This is a genomic window from Mesorhizobium australafricanum, assembly GCF_033977265.1.
Taxonomy (GTDB): Bacteria; Pseudomonadota; Alphaproteobacteria; order Rhizobiales; family Rhizobiaceae; genus Mesorhizobium; species Mesorhizobium australafricanum.
The window spans coordinates 171,524-191,445 of sequence record NZ_JAVIIT010000012.1 but is presented as its reverse complement, the minus strand read 5'-3'; the positions used below and the strand labels follow the sequence as shown (position 1 = coordinate 191,445).

The window sequence follows — 19,922 nt, the reverse complement described above, 5'->3', positions numbered from 1 at the left end:
CGCGTACTTCTCGCAAGATCGACAAAACCAATGGCATTGCGGCCTCCTCTGCTTCGAGAAAGCCACTCAAGAATCCTTCTTTTGCTGCATGGCAATACACAATCGACTTATCTGCGATTCCCCTGCCGCTTGCGGGGAGAAGGTGCCCGAAGGGCGGTTGCGGGGCAGCGCCGGCGTTCCGCGAACCAGCAGAAACGCCCGACTTATCTAATGCATGTCGCCCAGAAGTGTGCAGCGGTTCTGGGACAACGACATGCATCAAAACAAAGACTTAAAGCGCGTCGCCTGAATCCGTTTCAGCGCGACGCGCTTTAGGCTTCCTATCGACTGACGGTCACACCAGCCCCGACGCACGCGCCGCGGCCGCCGCTTCGCCGCGCGAGACGGCCTCCAGCTTCTCCAGCACTGCCGAGACGTGGTGATCGACCGTCTTCGGCGAGATGGTCAGATGCGCGGCGATCTTCTTGTTGGAGAAGCCTCGTTCGATAAGCTGCAGGACTTCCATCTGGCGCTGCGTCAGCCCCGCCTGGTTGGCGCGCGTCGCCTGCCTCGGCCCCCTTGCAATGTGGCTCACACCGCTCTGCCGCATGAGGCCGCGCACATGCTGCGCCACCGGCCTTGCGCCGAGCGCCTCGAAAATATCGAGCGCCTCGCGCTGCGCCGTCTCGTCGCCCCGCAGCAAGGTGAGCGCCCGTTCGAAGGGGGCGTCCATTTTCGCCCAGAGCGCGGCGGCGGCGCGCCAGTCGCCAGTCAATTGCAGGCGATGCGGCTCAGCCATGCCGTCGGTCTCGCCGGGATCGCTTTCGGGCAACAGCAACTGCCGCCACGTCGCCAATTCGCCAAACACCGCCCGCGTCGGCGAAAGGCTTTCGGCAAGGGCGATCAAGCGCAGCGCTTCATCCCTGTCGCCTTCACCCAGCCAGGCCAGTTCGGCCATCACCTCGGCAAAGGGCACAAGCCGTTGCAACTCCATGCCCTTGTCCAGGAACAGCTTCATCTCGTCCAGAACCGGCTCGGCCGACGGATCTCCCCGGCGGATGCGCAATCGTGCCAGCGCGACGAGCGACGGATAGCGCACCAATGGCGTCGTTGCCTCATCGTCGACAACCTCATGCGCCATTGCCGCGGCGTCATCCCAAAGGCCGAGCCGGAGCAGCAGTTGCGCCTGCACGCCACGCATGTAGTCGCGCCACGTAGCGAGATCGTTCTCGACACAATAGCCTATGCCGCGATTCAGGAATGACGCCGCCTCGTTGAGGTTGAACCTGTTCATCTCGACACAGGCGCAGTTCGTGAAAGCGCGCGCCGCATGCTCCTGGAAGTTGCCCGTAAGGGCAATTCCAAGGCTGCGGGCGAGATCGCGCCGCCCCTTGGCGAAGTCCAGCCATTGCCCGGCCGCCCCGACATTGTTGAGGGCGTGGCAAAGGATGTCGGGCCGGTTGAGCCGCTCCGCCAGCTCGACGGCCTTCCCGCCGAACATGAGCGTGTCCTCGAGCCGCTCGGCCAGCATCGCGAGCTGCGACAGGTTGGAATAGGCCATCGCGAGTTCGGGGCAGTCGGGCACCGTTTCCAGAAGCTCCACGGCCTGTCCTGCAAACCGGTCCGCGGCCTCGCGGTCGCCGAGCAGGTAGGCAAAGCGCGAGAGGCATCTGAGACCGTCACCCTCTTTGACCCGGTCGCCCAGCGTCTGGCGCAACCGGCGCGCCTGTCCCTGCGCCTCCATGGCCACGTCGATGCGGCCAATCAAGTGGCACTCGAACGCATGCTCTTCATAAAGTTCCGCCCGCTCCGCGATTGGGAGGGCATCTCCATATCGCAAGGCGACTTCGTAGTGCCCGGCCGCGTCGCGATGGGCGCCGATGCGGGAGGCCTCGCGCGCCGCGAGCGGCGCCAACTCGCGCACCGCCGCGAGGTTCTGCGCCTCGACGGCGTGGTGCACCAGCCTCGCGGTGGCGACCTGCGGATTTTCCTGCAGCGCTGTAAGTGCGCGCTGGTTGTATTCAAGCCGGCGGCTCGGTGTCAGCGCCATCTCGATGGCGCTGCGCGCGATCTCATGCCGGAAGGCGTAGCCGTCGCCGAAATCCTCGAGCAGGCCGTTGGAGACGCACTCGGCGAGTTGGCCGGCGGCGGCAATTCCGCAAAGCCCGCTGAGCGCCCACGCATCGGCGCGGCGCGGAAACACCGAGACCGCGTCGAGCATCGAGCGGGCGCCCGGCGACAATTTTTCGGCACGCGCCAGCACGGCGTCGCGCACGCTCGCCGGCAACGTGCCATTTCCTTCGGCGGCAAGCAGCTCGGTGACGAAGAAAGCGTTGCCGGCGGTCGCCCGGTAGATTGCGTCGCCGTCGCGCTCGGCGGCCGCGGCAAGCGAGAGCACGGCGCTTTGGCTGAGCAGCGGCACGTCGATGCGCTGGACATTGCCGGCAGGGATCTCGCCGAGCGCCCGGCGCACCCGCATCTGCCCGTCGCTGCGGTCGGTGCGCGCCGTGATCAGAAGCAGGATGTGAGTGTTTGCAATACGCCGGCCGAGGAAGCGCACGAAATCGAGCGTGGCGTCATCGGCCCAATGCAGGTCTTCGATGACGAGCAGGCTCGAGCCTTTCGCCTCGAAGACGTCGAGCGCCTCGGAAAACAGCGGCAGCCGCTGCACCTGGCGGTCGTCGATCGCCCGTGGCAGCTCCCATTGCGCGTCGCGGGCCAGATCGTAAAGCGGCCCCAGCGGATCCGGAATGGACAGATCCTCGCAGGCGCTGCGAAGCACGGCCGGACCCTCGTCCAGCCGCCTCGCGAACGCCTCGACCAGCGCCGTCTTGCCGGCGCCAGCCTCTCCCGACAGCACCACAACGCGGCCGCGCCCTCTTGTTGCATCCGCCAGTAAGCCGTCCAGCTGCCGCAGCTGCATCTGTCGTTCCAGAAGCATCGTCACTCTCTCGCGAAATCGGAATTTCCATCGTGGCGGATCGCCGCCGCGATAGACTTGGAAACGGCACGGCAATGTGACTCTCCACACATTGAAGTGCCATCTTCCACATAAAACGTCTCAAACATGGGGAATCGTCCCGGCCAGAATGGGGAATGGCTCCGATGCGCGGCGTTTCCGTCCATGGTGGGATCCGCCTCGCTCGAAACGAGCGCAATCCAATCACGAAAGGAAAGACAATCGTGCCACGTTATCTGGTTGAACGTACCTTCCCGGAAGGTCTGAACGTACCGATGAACGATGCCGGCGCAACCGCGATGGGCGGCGTCATCGCCCGCAATGCGGAGAAAGGGGTCACCTGGGTGCAATCCTTCGTCTCGCCCGACAAGGGCAAGAGCTTCTGCATCTATGATGCGCCTTCGCCGGAGGCGATCCGCAGCACCGCGCAGAAGAACTCGCTTCCCGTCGACAAGATCACGGAGGTACGGGTCCTCGACCCCTACTTTTATCGCTGACCGGGCAGATCATGTCAGGCAGGTCATACCCGTTGCGGGCGGACCTGACGCCGTGCAAGGCGGCGAGAGTTCATCCGCCGCGGCGGATAACGTCCCGCCACGGCGCGGCTACATGCAACGGGTCGTGTCGGCGCTGCTTTCACCCTGGCGAAACCGGCGCCGCCTTCTGCCGCCGCGGGACGATTACCTGAGACGCGATATCGGCCTGCATGAGCGGGAAAACCCGCGCGAATATTGGGAATATTGGTGGCATCACCGCTGATCCCGCCCAGAGCAATTCTAGGAAAGGTGCGAAGCGGCTTTCCGTCAGGAATTGAGTCAAATCAAGAGACGGAGCAGTTCGCCGTTTTTTGAAACGGTGAAATGCTCCGGTCGGGATCAGCGACCATCCCTTTTTACCGACAGGCGCCGCCGGCGCGCGGAGTTGGCCTTGGCCGGCCGACTGCCGCCGCTTGCGCGCCGCAACTGAATTGGAGAGACAAATGAGCATTCGTATCTCGACCAGGCGCCTCATCGGCGCTTCCGCCTCGATCATCATGCTGATGGCGGGCGCAGCCACAGCCGAAACCGTCAACCCGCTCGCCGAAAAGGTGCGGGCGCTCGACAGCCGCTTCGAGGACGTCGCGGTTGCCAAGGCCGAGGGCTACGCGCCGATCCCCTGCGCCAGCGGCCTCACCGGCGGCGCGATGGGCATCCACTACGTCAACTCAGCCTATCTGAAGGACGATGCCGTCGACGTCGCCAAGCCGGAAGCGGTGATGTACGAGCCGATGGCCGACGGCACGCTGAAGCTGATCGCCGTAGAATACATCACCGCGAAGGGCCCGGCCTCGCTCGAAGGCCATCTGTTCAACTTCAACACCGCGCCCAACCGCTACGGTCTCGGCCCGTTCTACGAGCTGCATGTCTGGGCCTGGAAGCAGAACCCGACCGGCGCCTTCGCCGACATGAACCCCAACGTGTCGTGCGACGCGATGCAGGGGATGTAGGCGCCTTTTCCTTCTCCCCGTCACTATACGGGGAGAAGGTGGCCCGAAGGGCCGGATGAGGGGCGGCGCCTACGTTTGCGATTGGCCCCGCTCGCACCTGACAGGAGATGGCTCCTGTTGAGGAAACCCTTCCGCAAAGAACGCCTCGGCGCAAATTTTCGAAAGCCGGCGCCGCCCCTCATCCGCCTGCCGGCACCTTCTCCCCGTATAGTGACGGGGAGAAGGAAGCACCCCCGCCCACCCTTTCTTAAGGTGTTTCGGATAGACCGAAACCTTGGAAAAAGGCGGAAGACGGAGAGTATTCGGGGTGCGCTTTTCCGCGGCAACGACTGCCGGGCGGTTCCTGCCGCAGCGCTGGGCGCTGTGCATGCGGCCGCTGCTTGGCCGCATCGATGCCGTGCTGTCCACCGCCGACGAGCGTGGCGAAGCCGGGCGCATGTCGCTGATCGCCTTCTCCATCCGCATCGTCAGCGCCTTCATCGCCTTTGTCAGCCAGGTGCTGATGGCGCGCTGGATGGGCTCGTTCGAATACGGCATCTCGGTGCTGGTCTGGGTGACGATGGTCATCGTCGGCAACCTTGCCTGCCTCGGCTTCCACACCTCGGTCATCCGTTTCATTCCCGAATATCGCGAGCGCGGCATGCTGGCGGAGCTCCGCGGCATCGTGCTCGCCAGCCGCCTGTTCGTGCTCGTTGCCTCGACGCTGATCGCGGGCCTCGGCGCGCTTGGCGTCTGGCTGGCCTCGGACTGGATCGAGAACTACTACGTCATCCCCTTCATCCTCGGCGTCATCTGCCTGCCGATGATCGCGCTCGGCGATCTCCTGCAAGGACTGGCGCGCGCCAATTCCTGGGCGCTGCTGGCGCTGTCGCCGACCTATCTGGTGCGGCCGGTGCTGATCCTGGCGTTCATGACGCTGATGCTTGGCCTGCACTACGTGCCCGACGCGAAAACCGCGATCTTCGCCTCGATCGCCGCAACCTATGTCACCACGCTCGGCCAGTTGATGGCAGTCACCTCGCGCATGGAGAAAAAGATCCCGGCCGGGCCGATGGCGGTACATTTCGGCCCATGGATCCTCGTCTCGCTGCCGATCTTCCTGGTCGAGAGCTTCTTCTTCCTGCTCACCAATGCCGATGTGCTGATGGTCGGCGCCTATCTGGAGCCCAATGACGTCGCCGTCTATTTCGCGACGGTGAAGACCCTGGCGCTGGTGCATTTCGTCTATTTCGCGGTCAAGGCCGGGGTTGCCCAGCGCTACGCGCAGTTCACCCATGGCGAGCCGCATAGGCTTGCCGCCTTCGCCCGCGAGACCGTCTCGTGGACCTTCTGGCCTTCCTTGCTGATGGCGCTGCTGGTGCTGGCGCTGGGCGAGCCGATGCTGGTGCTGTTCGGCCCCGAATTCACCGCCGGCTACCCGCTGCTCTTCCTGCTGGTGCTGGGCGTCGTGGCGCGCGCCGCCGTCGGCCCCTGCGAAAGCCTGCTCACCATGAGCGGCAACCAGAACATCTGCGCCGCCGTCTATGCCATGACGCTTTGCCTGAATATCGGCCTCAACGTGCTGCTGATCCCGCTCTTCGGCCTCTGGGGCGCCGCGATCGCCACCAGCCTCGCCATGGTCTTCGAGGCCAGCGCGCTCTCCTTCACCGTCTGGCGCAAGCTCGGCATCGTCATGGCGATCTTCGTGCCCGCAAGAAAGGAAGTCGCCTGATGGCCGCCGTCCCGTTGCTCGAGGAGACCAGCGGCGGCCCTGCCGGCGCCATGGTCTCCAACCTTGCCGGCCTGGCGCGCGAGGTCGATCCCGCCCATATCGAGCTCTTCGCCAGCAACCGGCCGGAGCGCAAGCTCGCCATCTACCCGGCCTCGGCCGGCTTCGATCTTGTCGAGGAGCTCGACTATCTCAGCGCCCGCACGGTCGAGCCCAACGTCTTCTTCAACCCGCGCTTCCTGGCGCCGGCAATGCCGCGGCTGGAAGACCGCGAGGTGCGGCTTGCCGTGATCCGCGACGGCGACGAGTACCGCAACCGGCTGCGGCTTCTGGTACCGTTCTCGGTCGAACGGCCGACGATCCCGCTCGGTGTTCCGGTGATGCGCACATGGTCGAGCCCGTTCGGCCCGCTCGGCACGCCGCTGGTCGACCGCGACGATCCGATCGGCGTCATCGAGGATTTCTTCTCGATGCTGTCGCGGCCGCATCTCAAGCTGCCCAGGGTCTTCGTGCTGCCCGACATCAAGCTCGACGGTCCGGTCGCGAGCCTGCTGACCTCCTTTGCCGACAGCCGTGGCTTGACCATGGTGACCACCGGCAAGGCCGAGCGGCCGGTGCTTGAAAGCGATGCCGACGGCGAGGACTACCTCAAGGCCTCGCTGCGCGCGCATCACTATCGCGAATTCCGCCGGCTCAAGCGGCGCCTCGCCGACCTCGGCAAGATCGAGCACGTCGTGGCGCGCGGGCCCGACGAGATCCGCCACGCCATCGAGAGCTTCCTGACGCTGGAGGCAGCCGGCTGGAAAGGCCGCGAACGCACCGCGATGGCGATCGATCGCTACCGCGCCGCCTTCGCTCGCGAGGCCGTGCACAGGCTGGCCGAGCAGGACATGTGCCGCATCCATTTGCTGACGCTCGACGGCCGCACCGTCGCCTGCCTGGTCGTCTTCGTCGAGGCCGGCGTCGCCTACACCTGGAAGACGGCATATGACGAGGCGCTGGCCGCCTATTCGCCGGGCACGCTCCTGATGATCGAGGTGACCAGGCAGCATCTCGACGATCCGAACATCGTCATGACCGATTCCTGCGCGGTTCCGGACCATCCGGTGATGAGCCGCCTGTGGAGCGAGCGCAAGCCGATGGGCACGCTCGTGGTCGGGCTGACGCCCGATGCCGACCGGCTGGCCCGCCAGGCGGCCTCGCAATTGCACCTCTACCGCGAGACCCGCAACATGGCGCGCATCCTGCGCAACCGCATGCGCAGCCTGCTGAAAAGGCGCTAGATCAACGGCAGGACACAAGCTATGGGTCCGAGCGGCAATTTCAGCCGGCCCTCCACGAAGCCATCCAAATGATCAGAAGCTTTTTGCGTCACACCAGTTTCCGTGCGGCCTTCCTGTTGCTTGCGCTAATTCCTGCCCGAGCCTGGGCCGATACGTGCCCCGAGGATTGCTCCGAACCGCCGCCGCCCGCCGTCGATATTTACAAACACACCGCCGCTGGTCATCTCAGCCCCGTGACGACCGGCGCGCTGCCCCGCGTTTACGTGCCGAACCGCTCCTCCAACAGCGTCTCGGTGATCGACAGCGTCACCCTGAAGGAGGTCGACCGCTTCCCGGTCGGCAGCAAGCCGCAGCACGCCGTACCGTCCTGGGACCTGAAGACGCTGTGGGTTGCCAACAACGGCACCGGCAAGAACGGCAGCCTGACGCCGATCGACCCGATGACGGCCAAGCCCGGCCCGCAGGTCCCGGTCGACGACCCCTACAATCTGTATTTCATGCCGGACGGCAGCGCCGCCATCGTCGTCGACGAGGCGATGAAGCAGCTCGATTTCCGCGACCCACACACCATGGCGTTGAAATCGAGCCTGCCGACGCCGACCTGCCTCGGCATCAACCATGCCGATTTTTCAGGCGACGGCTCCTATGCGATCTTCACCTGCGAATACGGCGATGGCGGCCTGGCCAAGATCGACCTCAAGAACCAGAAGGTGCTCGGCCACCTCGATTTCTCGAAAATGGGCATGCCGCAGGACATCCGCCTGTCGCCCGACGGCAAGGTCTTCTACGTGGCCGACATGATGAATGACGGCGTGTTCCTGGTCGACGGCGACAGTTTCAGGGAAATCGGCTTCATCCCGACCGGCATCGGCACGCATGGTTTCGTCGTCAGCCGCGACGGCAAGCGGCTCTACGTCTCGAACCGCGGTTCGCACAAGATGGAAGAGGGCAAGGCCAAGGGTCCGGGCAGCGTGACGGTGATCGACTTCGCCACCCGCGCCGTGGTCGCGCAATGGCCGATCCCCGGCGGCGGCAGCCCCGACATGGGCAATGTCAGCGCCGACGGCAAGCAGCTCTGGCTCTCCGGCCGCTTCGACAGCGAGGTCTACATGATCGACACCACAAGCGGCGCGGTGACCAAGATCCGCGTCGGCGCCGAGCCGCATGGCCTGACGGTGTGGCCGCAGCCCGGGCGGTATTCGCAAGGACATACGGGAAATATGCGGTAGGTTGCTTCTGAGTGGCCTGCCATCCGAGATGGTAGAAGGGTGGCCTGCCATCCGAAGCTCGAAGAGCGAAGGAGCTTCTGAGTGGCCTGCCATCCGAGATGGTAGAAGGATGGCCTGCCATCCGAAGCTCGAAGAGCGAAGGATGGTGCCCCTAGCCGGGATCGAACCAGCACTCCTTGCGGAACTCGATTTTGAGTCGAGCGCGTCTACCAATTCCGCCATAGGGGCTCAGGCCGGGCGGCCTGGATGGGCGCGGACTATACGGTCGGACGGGCTTTCGTCAACTGGCCTATTGCCGATTTGCCGGCGCCGCCTCGGCCAAACAGCGTCTTACGGTTTCGTAAGGGTCGCTGCCATTGTGCGGCGCGGAAAATCTTTCTAGAGAGGCGAAAGTTTCAGCCGCCCGGCCAAAAACCACGGCTGCGGCGCTTTGGGTGCTTGTTTCGTGCTTGCCGGTGGCCGAAAAACGCTGCGCCGTTCCAGGCGATATGCACAAGAGCAATTCCAGGAAAAGTGCGCAGCGGTTTTCCGTCCGGAATTGCGTCAACCGCATTAGGAGAGCCGATGCTTCGCGGACTTTACGACTGGACCCTGTCGCTGGCGGCGAGGAAGTCGGCCGAATGGTGGCTGGCCTTCATCGCCTTCGTCGAAAGCTCGGTCTTCCTCGTTCCGGCCGACGTGCTCTTTTTGCCGATGGCACTGTCGAAACCCCAGCGCGCCTATCGCTACGCGCTGATTGCCACAGTCGCCTCGGTGCTCGGCGGGATCGCCGGCTGGTTCATCGGCCACTATGCCTATGAGGCGGTAGCCAAGCCGATTCTCGAATTCTACGGCAAGTATGACGAGTTCGAGGCGCTGCGCACCTCGTCCGGCGTCGGCTTCATCATCCTGATGCTCATCACCTCGGGCGCGGCCCATCTGCCGCCGATCAAGGTGGTGACGATTCTGTCCGGCGTCATCGGCGTCAACCTCTTGCTCTTCATCGGGCTTGCGATCGTAGCGCGCGGCGCCCGTTTCCTGCTGCTTGCCTGGCTGCTGCGCCGCTATGGCGAAGAGATCAAGGAGTTTATCGAAAAGCGCTTGGGACTGATTGTCGGCGCCGGCGCCGCTGCCCTGATTTTGCTCTATATCCTCGTCAGATACGCCCACGGATAGCGACGCAACAACGGATTCCCATCGATGACCGCGACCATGAATGCCGACACCGGACGCCAGCGCACGCGCGCGGCACTCTTTCTTGCCGTCGCCATGGCAGCGACCGTCGGCTCGGCGCTGGCCTTCCAGTATATCGGCGGCTACATCCCCTGCCATCTCTGCCTCGAGCAGCGCACCCCCTACTATATCGGCGCGCCGCTTATGCTGCTGGCGGTGATCGCCTCGATGCTGGGCGCGCCGGCCTGGGTGACGCGCGGCCTGCTGGCGATCGGCGGCCTTTTGATGCTTTACGGCCTGTATCTGGGCGTCTACCACTCAGGCGTCGAATGGGCCTGGTGGCAGGGCCCGGCCGACTGCACCGCCGGCGCCGGTCCGGTCGACACCGGCGGCAAGGGCGTGCTCGACGCGCTCGACAAGTTCGTGCCGCCCTCCTGTGACAAGGCCGCTCTTCGCATCCTCGGCCTGTCGCTCGCCGGCTGGAACGCCATCGCCAGCCTCGTCCTCGCCGCCGTCGCCTTCCGCAGCGCGCTCTCGCGCGACTGACAAAACAGCGCCGACGCAGAGTTCGTCCAGAAATTCGCCAGCCCGGATCGGATGGCGCGGCTTTCGAGAACCGGAGCGGAGCGTACTTAAGTACGTGAGCACCGGCCTACGCCGGCCGTAGCCTTAATTTAACCGCCACGCCACTCATGAGTGCTTCGGCCGGCGAAGGCCGGAAGCGCAGAAAGCTGCGCTAGGCGACCGGGCTCGCGGATTTCTGCCGAACTCTATGGTTCGAGTTCAACATCCCAGTAGAGATAATCCATCCAGCTTTCATGCAGATGGTTGGGCGGGAACAGCCGGCCGTTGTTGTGCAGGTCGTGCACCGTCGGCTGATAGGGTTTTTGCAGCGGCCACATCTTGGCTTGGGCCGGCATCATGCCACCCTTCCTCAGATTGCAAGGCGAACAGGCGGCGACGACATTCTCCCAGGTCGTCGCCCCGCCGCGATGGCGCGGGACGACGTGGTCAAATGTCAAATCCTCAGGCGTGCCGCAATACTGGCACTGGAAGCGGTCGCGCAGGAAGACGTTGAAGCGCGTGAAGGCGGGATGCCGCGACGGCTTCACATAGGCCTTGAGGCTGACAACGCTCGGCAGCTTCATCGAGAAGGTCGGCGAGGAGACGGCGTGCTCGTATTCGGCGACGATGTTGACCCGGTCGAGGAAGACAGCCTTGATGGCGTCCTGCCACGACCAGAGCGACAGGGGGTAATAGCTGAGCGGACGGTAGTCCGCATTCAGCACCAGCGCGGGAAGCCCATCCGGAGATACGGCGACCGTCACGTCCTTTGCCTCCTTCGTTCCAGAACCGATCGGCGCGGATACTGTAAGCCCGACATGACAGGGATGTGAAGCGGATTGTCGAGCGCCGAAACCCCAAAAACCACATGATTTTCAGGCTTTTTTGAGGGTTTCCGCAGGGGGCGCGGCGTCCCTGCCCTTCAATTCCCGGTAGTAGGCCCAAAAAAGTCGCGACGCGACACCCCGCCAGGGGCTCCATGATTCGGCCAGCCGGATAAGCACTTTCTCGGGCGGACGCGGGTCGATGCCGAGCGCATGGCCGACCGCCGTCTGCAGCGCGACGTCCCGCGCGGGGAACACGTCGGGATGGCCGGCGGCAAACAGCAGATAGCACTCCGCCGTCCATGGGCCGATGCCGGGCACGGCGGTCATCGCAGCGATCGCCTCGCCGGCGTCCAGCGTACAGAGGTGATCGAGATCGAGTCCGCCGGCAACCGCTTCGGCGACCGCAATCAGCCCGCGCTGCTTCGGCCGCGACAGCCCGGCCTCGCGAAATATGTCCTCGCCGGCGGCAAGGATCCCTTCCGGCGTCAGCGGATCGACCAGTCTGGCCAGGCGGCCGAAGATGGCGTCGGCGCTCGCACGCGACACCTGCTGTGAAACGACGATCGAGGCAAGGCTTTGAAACCCCGGTTCCGACAGCCGCAGCGGCACCTCGCCCGCCCTGCCGCGCACGGTCGCCAGCCGCGGATCGATCCGGCAGAGCGCGTCGAGCCCTGCCGCAATGTCGTCGAGCGAGGCGATGCGTTGCACGTTGCTTGTTCCCAGGGCGCCCGCGAAGTGGCAATTGATGGCTAATATCAACCGGCAAAAGCGCCTTTCAACCCGAATGCCGCCTGAGAGATGACGCTCCTGACATTCCGCTTCGCGCCGAGCCCCAACGGCGAATTGCATCTCGGCCATGCCTACTCGGCCCTGCTCAACCGGCAGATGGCGGCGCAAGCGGGCGCACGGTTGCTGTTGCGCATCGAGGATATCGATATCACCCGCTGCACGCCCGAATTCGAAGCCGGCATTTTGCGCGACCTCGAATGGCTCGGATTGCACTGGGAACGGCCGGTGCGCCGCCAGTCCGAACATTTTGCCGAATACCAGGCGGTGCTTGACCGGCTGATCGCCGAGGAACTCGTCTATCCGGCCTTCATGAGCCGGGGCGAGATCCGCGCCTTCATCGCCGAGACCGGGAAACGCGGCCGCGACTGGCCTCACGATCCGGACGGCGTGCCGCTCTACCCGTCGCTCGACAAGGCCCTGCCGGCCAGGGAGCGCAAGCGGCGGATCGCCGAGAACATGCCCTTCGCCTGGCGGCTTGATATCGAGACCGCGATGGCGCGCCTCTCGGCCGGCCTGTCATGGGCCGAATTCACCGACGAGACGATGTCGGCGACGCGAGCAATCGAAGCACAACCGCAGGCCTGGGGCGATGTGATCGTCGCTCGCCGCGACATCCCGACCAGCTATCATCTCGCCGTCGTCGTCGACGACGCGCTGCAGGGCGTCAGCCATGTCGTGCGCGGCCAGGACCTCTATTCGGCGACCGGGGTGCAGCGCTTGTTGCAGGAACTGCTCGGCCTTCCGCAGCCACGCTATTTCCACCACCGCCTGATTCTTGGCCCGGACGGCAGGAAACTGTCCAAGAGCTTCAAGGACACCGGTCTTGCCTCGCTGAGGCAGGCTGGCATGTCGCCGCGGGATATCAGCCGATTGGTCGGGTTGTAATCAGAGGCGCGCCATCCCGGCCTTGATCAGCGCCAGCACGCTGATGAAGGCAAAGGCGCCGCCGAGCCCATAGGCAACCGCCAGCTTGGGATCGCTCAGGCTGATCCCATGCTTGTTGGCGACCACCACCGCGACAAAAAAGCCGAAGATGAACAACAGCGTATTGCCGGTCGGGCCGAAGCCGCTCTCCTTCATGATCGCGTCGAGCGCAGTACCGAAGAAGAAGCCGAAAGCGGCAATGATCGCGAAGGCGAACAAGAGCCAGGTCGTGTCGAGATGCAAAAACATGCCCCACCATGGCGCGGCGATGCGCCATGCCCCTCTTGGCACGGTTTGTTGAATTCGACTTAGCTTATGGATCAACCGTTTCGTTTTGCTTGCCGGATTGAACGGCATTAGAGCAATTGCCGTCATCAACCTTTCACCCCCGGCAGCCTCCCCCAATGCAGAGCATCAAGCGGTTCATTCCCGCCTCCTTCGTCGTTCTATGGGCGACAGGCTTCATCGGCGCGCGCTATGCGATGCCCTGGGCGGAGCCCTTCACCTTTCTTGCCATTCGCTTCGTGATGGCGGCGATCCTGTTTGCCGGCCTCGCCATGCTGCTTGGCTCGCGCAAGGCGACGCGCGAAGAGGCGTTGCACGCGATGGTGGCCGGCGTCCTCATGCATGGCGTCTATCTCGGCGCCGTCTTCTGGGCGATCCACAGAGGCATGCCGGCCGGCCTCTCGGCGCTGATCGTCGGCCTGCAGCCGCTGATCACCGCCGTGCTCGCCGGAAAGTTCCTCGGCGAGGCGATCCTGCCGCGCCATTGGGCCGGCCTTGCCGTCGGGCTGCTTGGCGTCGTCATCGTGCTGTGGCCAAAGCTCGGGATGCTGGGCGGCGGCGTCACGCCGGCGACGCTGACGGCTTCGCTGGTCTCCGTGCTCGGCATGAGCGCCGGCACGATCTGGCAGAAGCGCTATGCCTCCGGCGGCGATCTGGTGTCGGCAACGATGTGGCAGTATGTCGGCGGCTCCGCCTTGATGATCCTGGGCTCGCTCGCCTTCGAGACGCGCATCATCACCGTCAACGGCGAGTTGATCTTTGCCATGGCCTGGCTGGTCCTGGTGCTGTCGATCGGCGCCATATTTCTGTTGATGGTGATGATCAGGGACGGCGAGATGTCGAAGGTCGCCTCGCTGTTCTATCTCGTGCCGGCCGTTACCGCGATCATTGCCTGGGTGCTTTTCAACGAGCAGCTCAACCTGCTGCAGATCGGCGGCATGGCGATCGCCACGCTCGGCGTGGCTCTCGCGACCGCTCGGCCAAAGACCATATCCGAGAATATCTCCACCTGAGATGTGTTGAGATTCAGGTCAGGCCGTGTCGAAAAGGGTGGCGTCCGAGAACCGACCTACGCCGGCCGTAGCCTTCATAGGGCGGAAACACTTATGAGGGCTTCGGCCGGCGAAGGCCGGAGCGGAGCGTACTGAGGCACGTGAGCACCGGAAGCGCAGGAAGCCGCCGCTTTGCAGACCGGCCTCACCTGAATATCGACACATCTCAACCGACACGCGCCCGCGCCTCCAGATAGCGGCTGATCGAGGCGTTGAGCTCGCCGCCGAGAATGAAGATCGCCGAGATGATGTAGAGGAAGACGACCGCGATCATGATCGAGGCGAGCCCGGCATAGGTCGTCACATAGGAAGAGAAATGGTCGAGATAGGTGGCGAAGATCGTCGACCCGACCAGCCAGCCGACCAGCGTGAAGACAATGCCCGGTATGATCGAGACGAAGCGCCGGTTGCCGGCCGGCAGCCAGATATGCACCGAGAACAGCCCGATGACGATGACCGTCGAGGCGATCACGTAGCGCCAGATGGTGATTGTGCCCATATAGGGCTTGATCCATTCCAGTTGGGCTTCCGCGAGCCGCGCCAGGAGCGGCGCAAACACCAGAAGCACGCTGACGGCGAGGAAGCAGGCGGTGGCGATCAGCACGAAGATGATGCTCTGCACCCTGCGGTGGATGATGCCGCGCGTCTCGGTGACCCGGTAGGCGCGGTTGAGCGACGTGCGCAGCGCCTCGATGCCGTTCGACGCGAAATAGGCTGCAAGCATCACGCCATAGGTCAGAAGGTCGGTGCGCCGCACGGTCAGCACGTTCAGCACCTCATGCGCGATCGGCTTGGCGATCTGCTCCGGCCATGTGTCGAAGACCAGATGCACGGCCGTGTCGGCGAAGGCGCGTGCGCCGAGGAAGCTGGCAAGCGTCGTGGCAAAGATCAGGAACGGGAAAAGCGCCATCAGCGAGGTGATCGCCAGATGGCTGGCCATTGCCCAGCCGTCGTCGGTGTTGAAATGGCCGATCGCATCGTAGAGCACGCGCTTGACGGCAACGATATTCCGCAGCAAAGGCCCGCGCTCCGCTCGATTGTGTCAACGCCGCGAATATGGGAAGTGATTGCGGCAAATGGCAACCCCAGGTCCCACAACGCGCCCCGCCGCCAAAGAATTGCGCACCGTCATCGTCACCGGGGCCTCCTCCGGCATCGGCGCCTATTGCGCGCGGGCATTGAAGGCGGAAGGCTGGCGAGTCTTCGCCACGGCGCGCAAGCCGGCCGATATTTCAGCCCTTGAGGCGGACGGCATAGAGGCCTTCTACCTCGACTATCGGGAACCTCAATCCATCGCAGCACTGGTCGATGCGGTGCTTGAACGCACCGGTGGCACGCTTGATGCGCTGTTCAACAACGGAGCCTACGCCCAGCCCGGCGCCGTCGAGGACCTGCCTGTCGCGGCGCTGCGCGAGCAGTTCGAGGCCAATTTCTTCGGCTGGCATGACCTCACGCGGCGCGTCGTGCCGATCATGCGCCGCCAGGGGCACGGCCGCCTTGTCCACTGCTCCTCGATCCTCGGGCTGGCGCCGGTCCGCTTCCGCGGCGCCTATTCGGCATCCAAACACGCCATCGAAGGCCTGATGCTGTGCATGCGCCAGGAACTTGAAGGCAGCGGCATCCACCTCTCGCTCATCGAACCGGGACCGGTGACATCGAAGATCGCCAGCAATGGCCTGCCCTGGTTCCTCAGGAATATCGACGTCGAAAATTCCGTCCACCGCGCCGATTATCAGGCGCAGCTCGCCCGGCTTCAGGCCGGCGGGAGCGTATCGAAGCTGAAGCCGGGACCGGAGATCGTGCACAGGGCGCTCCGCCACGCGCTTCTGTCACAGCGCCCGCGCCCGCACTATGTGGTAACGGTGCCGGCTAAGATCGGCGCGGTGCTGAAACGCATCCTGCCGGCGTCCCTGCTCTACCGCGTCCTTGCCAGGCGCGCCTGACCGAAACCGAACTGGAGCCAGCCAGATGGTCATCGTCTTAAAGATCCTCGCCGTCATCGCCATGGCCGCCGTGGTGATCGTGCTGGTCCGCGGCCTGATCAACATGATGCGCGGCGGCTCCGGCGTCACCTCGAACAAGCTGATGCAGACGCGCATCATGTTGCAGGCCGTGGCCTTGGCGCTGCTGTTGCTGGTGGTCTATTTCACGCGCAAGTAGAGGATGTCAGGGGGATCGCGTGGTCAAGCTCAACAAGATCTACACCCGCACCGGCGACGACGGCACGACAGGGCTCGGCACCGGCGAGCGGCGGCTGAAATCCGATCTGCGCGTCGATGCCTATGGCACCGTCGACGAGGCCAATGCCTGCATCGGCATGGCCCGCATCCACACCGCCGCCGAGCATCCCGCGATCGACGCCATGCTGTCGCGCATCCAGAACGATCTGTTCGATCTGGGAGCTGACCTCGCCGTGCCGGACGACGGCAGGCCGCTGGAATATGAGCCGCTGCGCATCGTCGCCGCACAGACCGGCCGCGTCGAACAGGACATCGATCTCGTCAACAAGGAGCTGCAACCGCTGAAATCCTTCGTGCTGAACGGCGGCACGCCGGCGGCGGCCGCGCTCCATCTGGCGCGCACCGTGGCGCGGCGCGCCGAGCGCATCATGGTGGCGCTGGCGCAGGATCCGGCCGAACACGTCAACAGCGAGGCGCTCAAATACATCAACCGCGTCTCGGATTTCCTGTTCGTCGCCGCCCGCGCGGTCAATGACAATGGAAAGGCCGACGTGCTATGGGTCCCCGGCAAGAACCGCTGAATTCGGAGGCGGGAGGGTCCGATGTTCATCCCGCTTTATGACACCAACAGGCTGCGCCACATCCGCCTGCAATATGTGACGATCGGCCTGATCGTGCTGAATGCGCTGGTCTATCTGGCGACTACGCTTGGCGGTGAAAACTTCACCAATGCCGCGGTTCTCGGTCTCGGCTTCATCCCGTCGGTGGTTCACGACAAGGTCGAGCTGTCGCCCGAATTCGTCATCATCCCCGAAAGCCTCAGCTATCTCACCTATTCCTTCCTGCATGCCGATATTTTCCATCTCGGCGGCAACATGCTGTTTCTCTGGGTGTTCGGCGACAATGTCGAGGATGCGCTCGGCCATATCCGCTACCTGATCTTCTACCTGCTTTGCGCCGTCGCCGGCGCCTTCTTCCAGGGGTTGGTGGGCTGGGATTCGCAGGTGCCGCTGATCGGCGCCTCGGGCGCCATTGCCGGCGTCGTCGCCGCCTATCTGATCCTCTATCCTCGCGTGAAAGTCTGGGTCCTGGCCTTTGCCCGCATTCCGTTGCGCATCCCGGCCTTCATCCCGCTGATCCTGTGGATCCTGTTCCAGGTCGTGATGTTTGCCGCCGGCGGCGAGGACCAGATCTCCTGGGCCTGCCATATCGGCGGCATCATCGCCGGATCGATCCTGGTGTTGGTGCTGCGCAGCCGCGGCGTGCCGCTGCTGGCCGGCGCCGACGGCGAGCCGGACCCGACGCCGAAAGTCCAGCAGCCGCCTGTTCCCGTCGAGCCGGCCGCAAATGATGGCGGTCCGGCGCAGCCGGCGTCGCAATGGGGCCGTGGAGCGGCGACGCCCCGGGACTGAACCGATTTGGGTGCGTCGTGGGATATTGACGCGCCGATTTGCCGCCACTACGGAAACGGCACCGCTGGGCGGATATTCCGTCCGTAATGTCGGCTTTCGACAACTCTGGCAGGGCGCACGCTGCTATAGCGCCCCGACTATCTCAGGAGAGGTGACAGTAAAATGAAAATCCTTGTGCCCGTGAAGCGGGTTGTGGATGCCAACGTCAAGGTTCGGGTGAAGGCCGACGGACTGGGCGTCGAGCTTGCCAACGTCAAGATGGCGATGAACCCGTTCGACGAGATCGCGGTCGAGGAAGCGATCCGCATCAAGGAAGCCGGCAAGGCGGAAGAAATCATCGTCGTTTCGGTCGGTCCGCAGCAGGCGCAGGAGACGCTGCGCACCGCGCTCGCCATGGGCGCCGACCGCGCCATCCTGGTCAAGACCGACGAGCAGACCGAGCCGCTGGGCGTCGCCAAGGTGCTGAAGGGTGTGGTCGAGGCGGAGAAGCCCGGCCTCGTCATCCTCGGCAAGCAGGCGATCGACGACGATTCGAACCAGACCGGCCAGATGCTGGCAGCACTTCTGGGCTGGGCGCAGGGCACCTTTGCCTCCAAGATCGTGCTCGAAGGCGATCATGCCAAGGTGACGCGCGAAGTCGACGGCGGCCTGCAGACGGTCGAGCTGAAGATGCCGGCGATCGTAACCGCCGACCTCCGCCTCAACCAGCCGCGCTATGCCTCGCTGCCCAACATCATGAAGGCCAAGAAGAAGCCGCTCGACGAGAAGAGCCCGGCCGACTACGGCGCCGACGTCAAGCCGCGGCTGAAGGTGATCAAGACCGAGGAGCCGGGCGGCCGCAAGGCCGGCGTCAAGGTGAAGTCGGTCGCCGAGCTGGTCGAGAAGCTCAAGAACGAAGCCGGCGTGCTCTAAGGAAATCCGATGAGGCCGGCCTGCAAACGGCTGGCTTCTGCGCTTCCGGTGCTCACGTACGGATGTACGCTCCGCTCCGGCCTTCGCCGGCCGAAGCTCGTAAGTGTCTCCGCCCTATGAAGGCTACGGCCGGCGTAGGCCGGTTCTCGAAACCAACCGTTTTCGGCTCAGCCTGACCGGATTCAGGGAGCCTCGAAGACGAAAGTCAGGGATAAAACAATGGCAATTCTCCTCATCGCCGAACACGACAATGCAAGCCTTTCCGACCAGACGGCCAAGGCGCTGTCGGCCGCTCTCCAGATCGGCTCCGACGTCGATGTGCTGGTCGCCGGCAAGGGCGCCAAGGGCGCGGCCGACGCCGCCGCCAAGTTGAAAGGTGTTCGTAAAGTGCTGCTCGCCGAAGCCGACGAGCTTTCCGAACGCCTGGCCGAGCCGATGGCGGCGCTGGTCGTCTCGCTCGCCGGCTCCTACGACACGATCGTGGCGCCGGCCACCTCGTCGGGCAAGAACGTCGCGCCACGCGTCGCCGCGCTGCTCGATGTCGCCCAGGTTTCCGAGATCATCGAGGTCGTTTCGCCCGACACGTTCAAGCGGCCGATCTATGCCGGCAACGCCATCCAGACCGTGCAGTCGAGCGACGCCAAGAAGGTCGTCACGGTGCGCACCGCTTCCTTCCAGGCAGCACCTGAAGGCGGCTCGGCCTCGGTCGAAACGGCCAATGCCGCCGCCAATCCGGGCCTCTCGTCCTTCGTCGAGAACAAGCTCTCCGAGAACGACCGGCCAGAGCTGACCTCGGCTAAGATCATCATCTCCGGTGGTCGCGCGCTTGGCTCCTCGGAGAAGTTCCAGGAGGTCATCCTGCCGGTCGCCGACAAGCTCGGCGCCGCGGTGGGCGCCTCTCGCGCCGCGGTCGACGCCGGCTACGCGCCGAACGACTGGCAGGTCGGCCAGACCGGCAAGGTGGTCGCGCCCGACCTCTACATCGCCGTCGGCATCTCCGGCGCCATCCAGCACCTGGCCGGCATGAAGGATTCAAAGGTCATCGTCGCCATCAACAAGGACGAGGAAGCGCCGATCTTCCAGGTTGCCGATTACGGCCTCGTCGGCGATCTCTTCGTCATCTTGCCGGAGCTGCAAAAGGCGCTTTGACGCCGCCGGTTCTGGCATTAAAATCCAAAGGG

At 64.4% G+C, this 19,922-nt stretch carries 21 protein-coding genes and 1 tRNA gene; 16 read left to right on the top strand and 6 right to left on the bottom strand.

The window, feature by feature from the left end; translation table 11 throughout:
* Positions 1-275, top strand: a 275-nt coding sequence (locus RFM98_RS22555; RefSeq protein WP_320310893.1) for a hypothetical protein, incomplete at its 5' end; no start/stop codon positions are given.
* A gap of 59 nt (positions 276-334) precedes the next feature.
* On the opposite strand, the gene RFM98_RS22550 is transcribed toward RFM98_RS22555, so the two are convergent.
* A complete protein-coding gene (locus RFM98_RS22550) occupies positions 335-2,902 on the bottom strand; it encodes a helix-turn-helix transcriptional regulator (RefSeq protein WP_430682337.1) in 2,568 nt (855 codons plus the stop codon).
* 260 nt (positions 2,903-3,162) lie between these two features.
* Here RFM98_RS22550 and RFM98_RS22545 point away from each other — a divergent pair, with 260 nt between their 5' ends.
* From RFM98_RS22545 to RFM98_RS22525, 5 genes are all read left to right on the top strand, one after another.
* Positions 3,163-3,435 (top strand): DUF4242 domain-containing protein, encoded by a 273-nt coding sequence (locus RFM98_RS22545; RefSeq protein WP_095817014.1) that lies wholly within the window; start codon positions 3,163-3,165, stop codon positions 3,433-3,435.
* A 536-nt stretch (positions 3,436-3,971) separates the two neighbouring features.
* Complete coding sequence (locus RFM98_RS22540) at positions 3,972-4,424, top strand: hypothetical protein (protein ID WP_320310902.1); 453 nt, start codon at positions 3,972-3,974, stop codon at positions 4,422-4,424.
* A 307-nt stretch (positions 4,425-4,731) separates the two neighbouring features.
* Entirely contained in the window at positions 4,732-6,135 is a 1,404-nt protein-coding gene (locus tag RFM98_RS22535) for a lipopolysaccharide biosynthesis protein (RefSeq protein WP_320310891.1), read from the top strand.
* Complete coding sequence (locus tag RFM98_RS22530; RefSeq protein WP_320310890.1) at positions 6,135-7,415, top strand: GNAT family N-acetyltransferase; 1,281 nt, start codon at positions 6,135-6,137, stop codon at positions 7,413-7,415. The genes RFM98_RS22535 and RFM98_RS22530 overlap by 1 nt, the downstream gene beginning before the upstream one ends.
* A gap of 68 nt (positions 7,416-7,483) precedes the next feature.
* Positions 7,484-8,644, top strand: coding sequence for a YncE family protein (locus tag RFM98_RS22525; RefSeq protein WP_320310889.1), 1,161 nt, complete (start codon positions 7,484-7,486; stop codon positions 8,642-8,644).
* 143 nt (positions 8,645-8,787) lie between these two features.
* On the opposite strand, the gene RFM98_RS22520 is transcribed toward RFM98_RS22525, so the two are convergent.
* Positions 8,788-8,872, bottom strand: a tRNA-Leu gene (locus tag RFM98_RS22520).
* A gap of 336 nt (positions 8,873-9,208) precedes the next feature.
* Between RFM98_RS22520 and RFM98_RS22515 the strand changes: the two genes are divergently transcribed.
* Positions 9,209-9,799, top strand: a complete 591-nt coding sequence (locus tag RFM98_RS22515; protein WP_320310888.1) for a YqaA family protein — start codon at positions 9,209-9,211, stop codon at positions 9,797-9,799.
* A gap of 24 nt (positions 9,800-9,823) precedes the next feature.
* Positions 9,824-10,342, top strand: coding sequence for a disulfide bond formation protein B (locus RFM98_RS22510; RefSeq protein WP_320310887.1), 519 nt, complete (start codon positions 9,824-9,826; stop codon positions 10,340-10,342).
* A gap of 224 nt (positions 10,343-10,566) precedes the next feature.
* Here the strand turns inward: RFM98_RS22510 and RFM98_RS22505 are convergent, their stop codons facing one another.
* Both RFM98_RS22505 and RFM98_RS22500 read right to left on the bottom strand, forming a co-directional pair.
* The gene (locus tag RFM98_RS22505; protein ID WP_140809359.1) at positions 10,567-11,124 is read right to left on the bottom strand and encodes an HNH endonuclease; all 558 of its coding nucleotides are present in this window, start codon (positions 11,122-11,124) and stop codon (positions 10,567-10,569) included.
* Positions 11,125-11,235: 111 nt separating this feature from the next.
* A complete protein-coding gene (locus tag RFM98_RS22500) occupies positions 11,236-11,895 on the bottom strand; it encodes a DNA-3-methyladenine glycosylase family protein (protein WP_320310886.1) in 660 nt (219 codons plus the stop codon).
* 90 nt (positions 11,896-11,985) lie between these two features.
* Here RFM98_RS22500 and gluQRS point away from each other — a divergent pair, with 90 nt between their 5' ends.
* Complete coding sequence (gene gluQRS, locus RFM98_RS22495) at positions 11,986-12,861, top strand: tRNA glutamyl-Q(34) synthetase GluQRS (protein ID WP_320310885.1); 876 nt, start codon at positions 11,986-11,988, stop codon at positions 12,859-12,861.
* On the opposite strand, the gene RFM98_RS22490 is transcribed toward gluQRS, so the two are convergent.
* Positions 12,862-13,257 (bottom strand): hypothetical protein, encoded by a 396-nt coding sequence (locus RFM98_RS22490; protein WP_320310884.1) that lies wholly within the window; start codon positions 13,255-13,257, stop codon positions 12,862-12,864.
* Positions 13,258-13,304: 47 nt separating this feature from the next.
* On the opposite strand from RFM98_RS22490, the gene RFM98_RS22485 reads away from it, so the two are divergent.
* Positions 13,305-14,198 carry a DMT family transporter gene (locus tag RFM98_RS22485; protein ID WP_320310883.1) on the top strand — a complete coding sequence of 298 codons (894 nt, stop codon included), beginning with the start codon at positions 13,305-13,307 and terminating at the stop codon, positions 14,196-14,198.
* Positions 14,199-14,403: 205 nt separating this feature from the next.
* On the opposite strand, the gene RFM98_RS22480 is transcribed toward RFM98_RS22485, so the two are convergent.
* Positions 14,404-15,255 carry a YihY/virulence factor BrkB family protein gene (locus RFM98_RS22480; RefSeq protein WP_320214211.1) on the bottom strand — a complete coding sequence of 284 codons (852 nt, stop codon included), beginning with the start codon at positions 15,253-15,255 and terminating at the stop codon, positions 14,404-14,406.
* A gap of 58 nt (positions 15,256-15,313) precedes the next feature.
* On the opposite strand from RFM98_RS22480, the gene RFM98_RS22475 reads away from it, so the two are divergent.
* The 6 genes from RFM98_RS22475 to RFM98_RS22450 all read left to right on the top strand — a co-directional run bounded on the left by RFM98_RS22475 (position 15,314) and on the right by RFM98_RS22450 (position 19,890).
* Positions 15,314-16,180 carry an SDR family oxidoreductase gene (locus RFM98_RS22475; protein WP_320310882.1) on the top strand — a complete coding sequence of 289 codons (867 nt, stop codon included), beginning with the start codon at positions 15,314-15,316 and terminating at the stop codon, positions 16,178-16,180.
* Positions 16,181-16,205: 25 nt separating this feature from the next.
* Positions 16,206-16,397 (top strand): twin transmembrane helix small protein, encoded by a 192-nt coding sequence (locus tag RFM98_RS22470; protein ID WP_320214213.1) that lies wholly within the window; start codon positions 16,206-16,208, stop codon positions 16,395-16,397.
* A gap of 19 nt (positions 16,398-16,416) precedes the next feature.
* The gene (locus RFM98_RS22465; protein WP_320310881.1) at positions 16,417-16,998 is read left to right on the top strand and encodes a cob(I)yrinic acid a,c-diamide adenosyltransferase; all 582 of its coding nucleotides are present in this window, start codon (positions 16,417-16,419) and stop codon (positions 16,996-16,998) included.
* A 21-nt stretch (positions 16,999-17,019) separates the two neighbouring features.
* Positions 17,020-17,829 (top strand): rhomboid family intramembrane serine protease, encoded by an 810-nt coding sequence (locus tag RFM98_RS22460; protein WP_320310880.1) that lies wholly within the window; start codon positions 17,020-17,022, stop codon positions 17,827-17,829.
* Positions 17,830-17,991: 162 nt separating this feature from the next.
* A complete protein-coding gene (locus RFM98_RS22455) occupies positions 17,992-18,741 on the top strand; it encodes an electron transfer flavoprotein subunit beta/FixA family protein (protein WP_320310879.1) in 750 nt (249 codons plus the stop codon).
* Between the two features lie 219 nt (positions 18,742-18,960).
* Positions 18,961-19,890 carry an electron transfer flavoprotein subunit alpha/FixB family protein gene (locus RFM98_RS22450; protein WP_320310878.1) on the top strand — a complete coding sequence of 310 codons (930 nt, stop codon included), beginning with the start codon at positions 18,961-18,963 and terminating at the stop codon, positions 19,888-19,890.
* Positions 19,891-19,922: the final 32 nt, after the last annotated feature.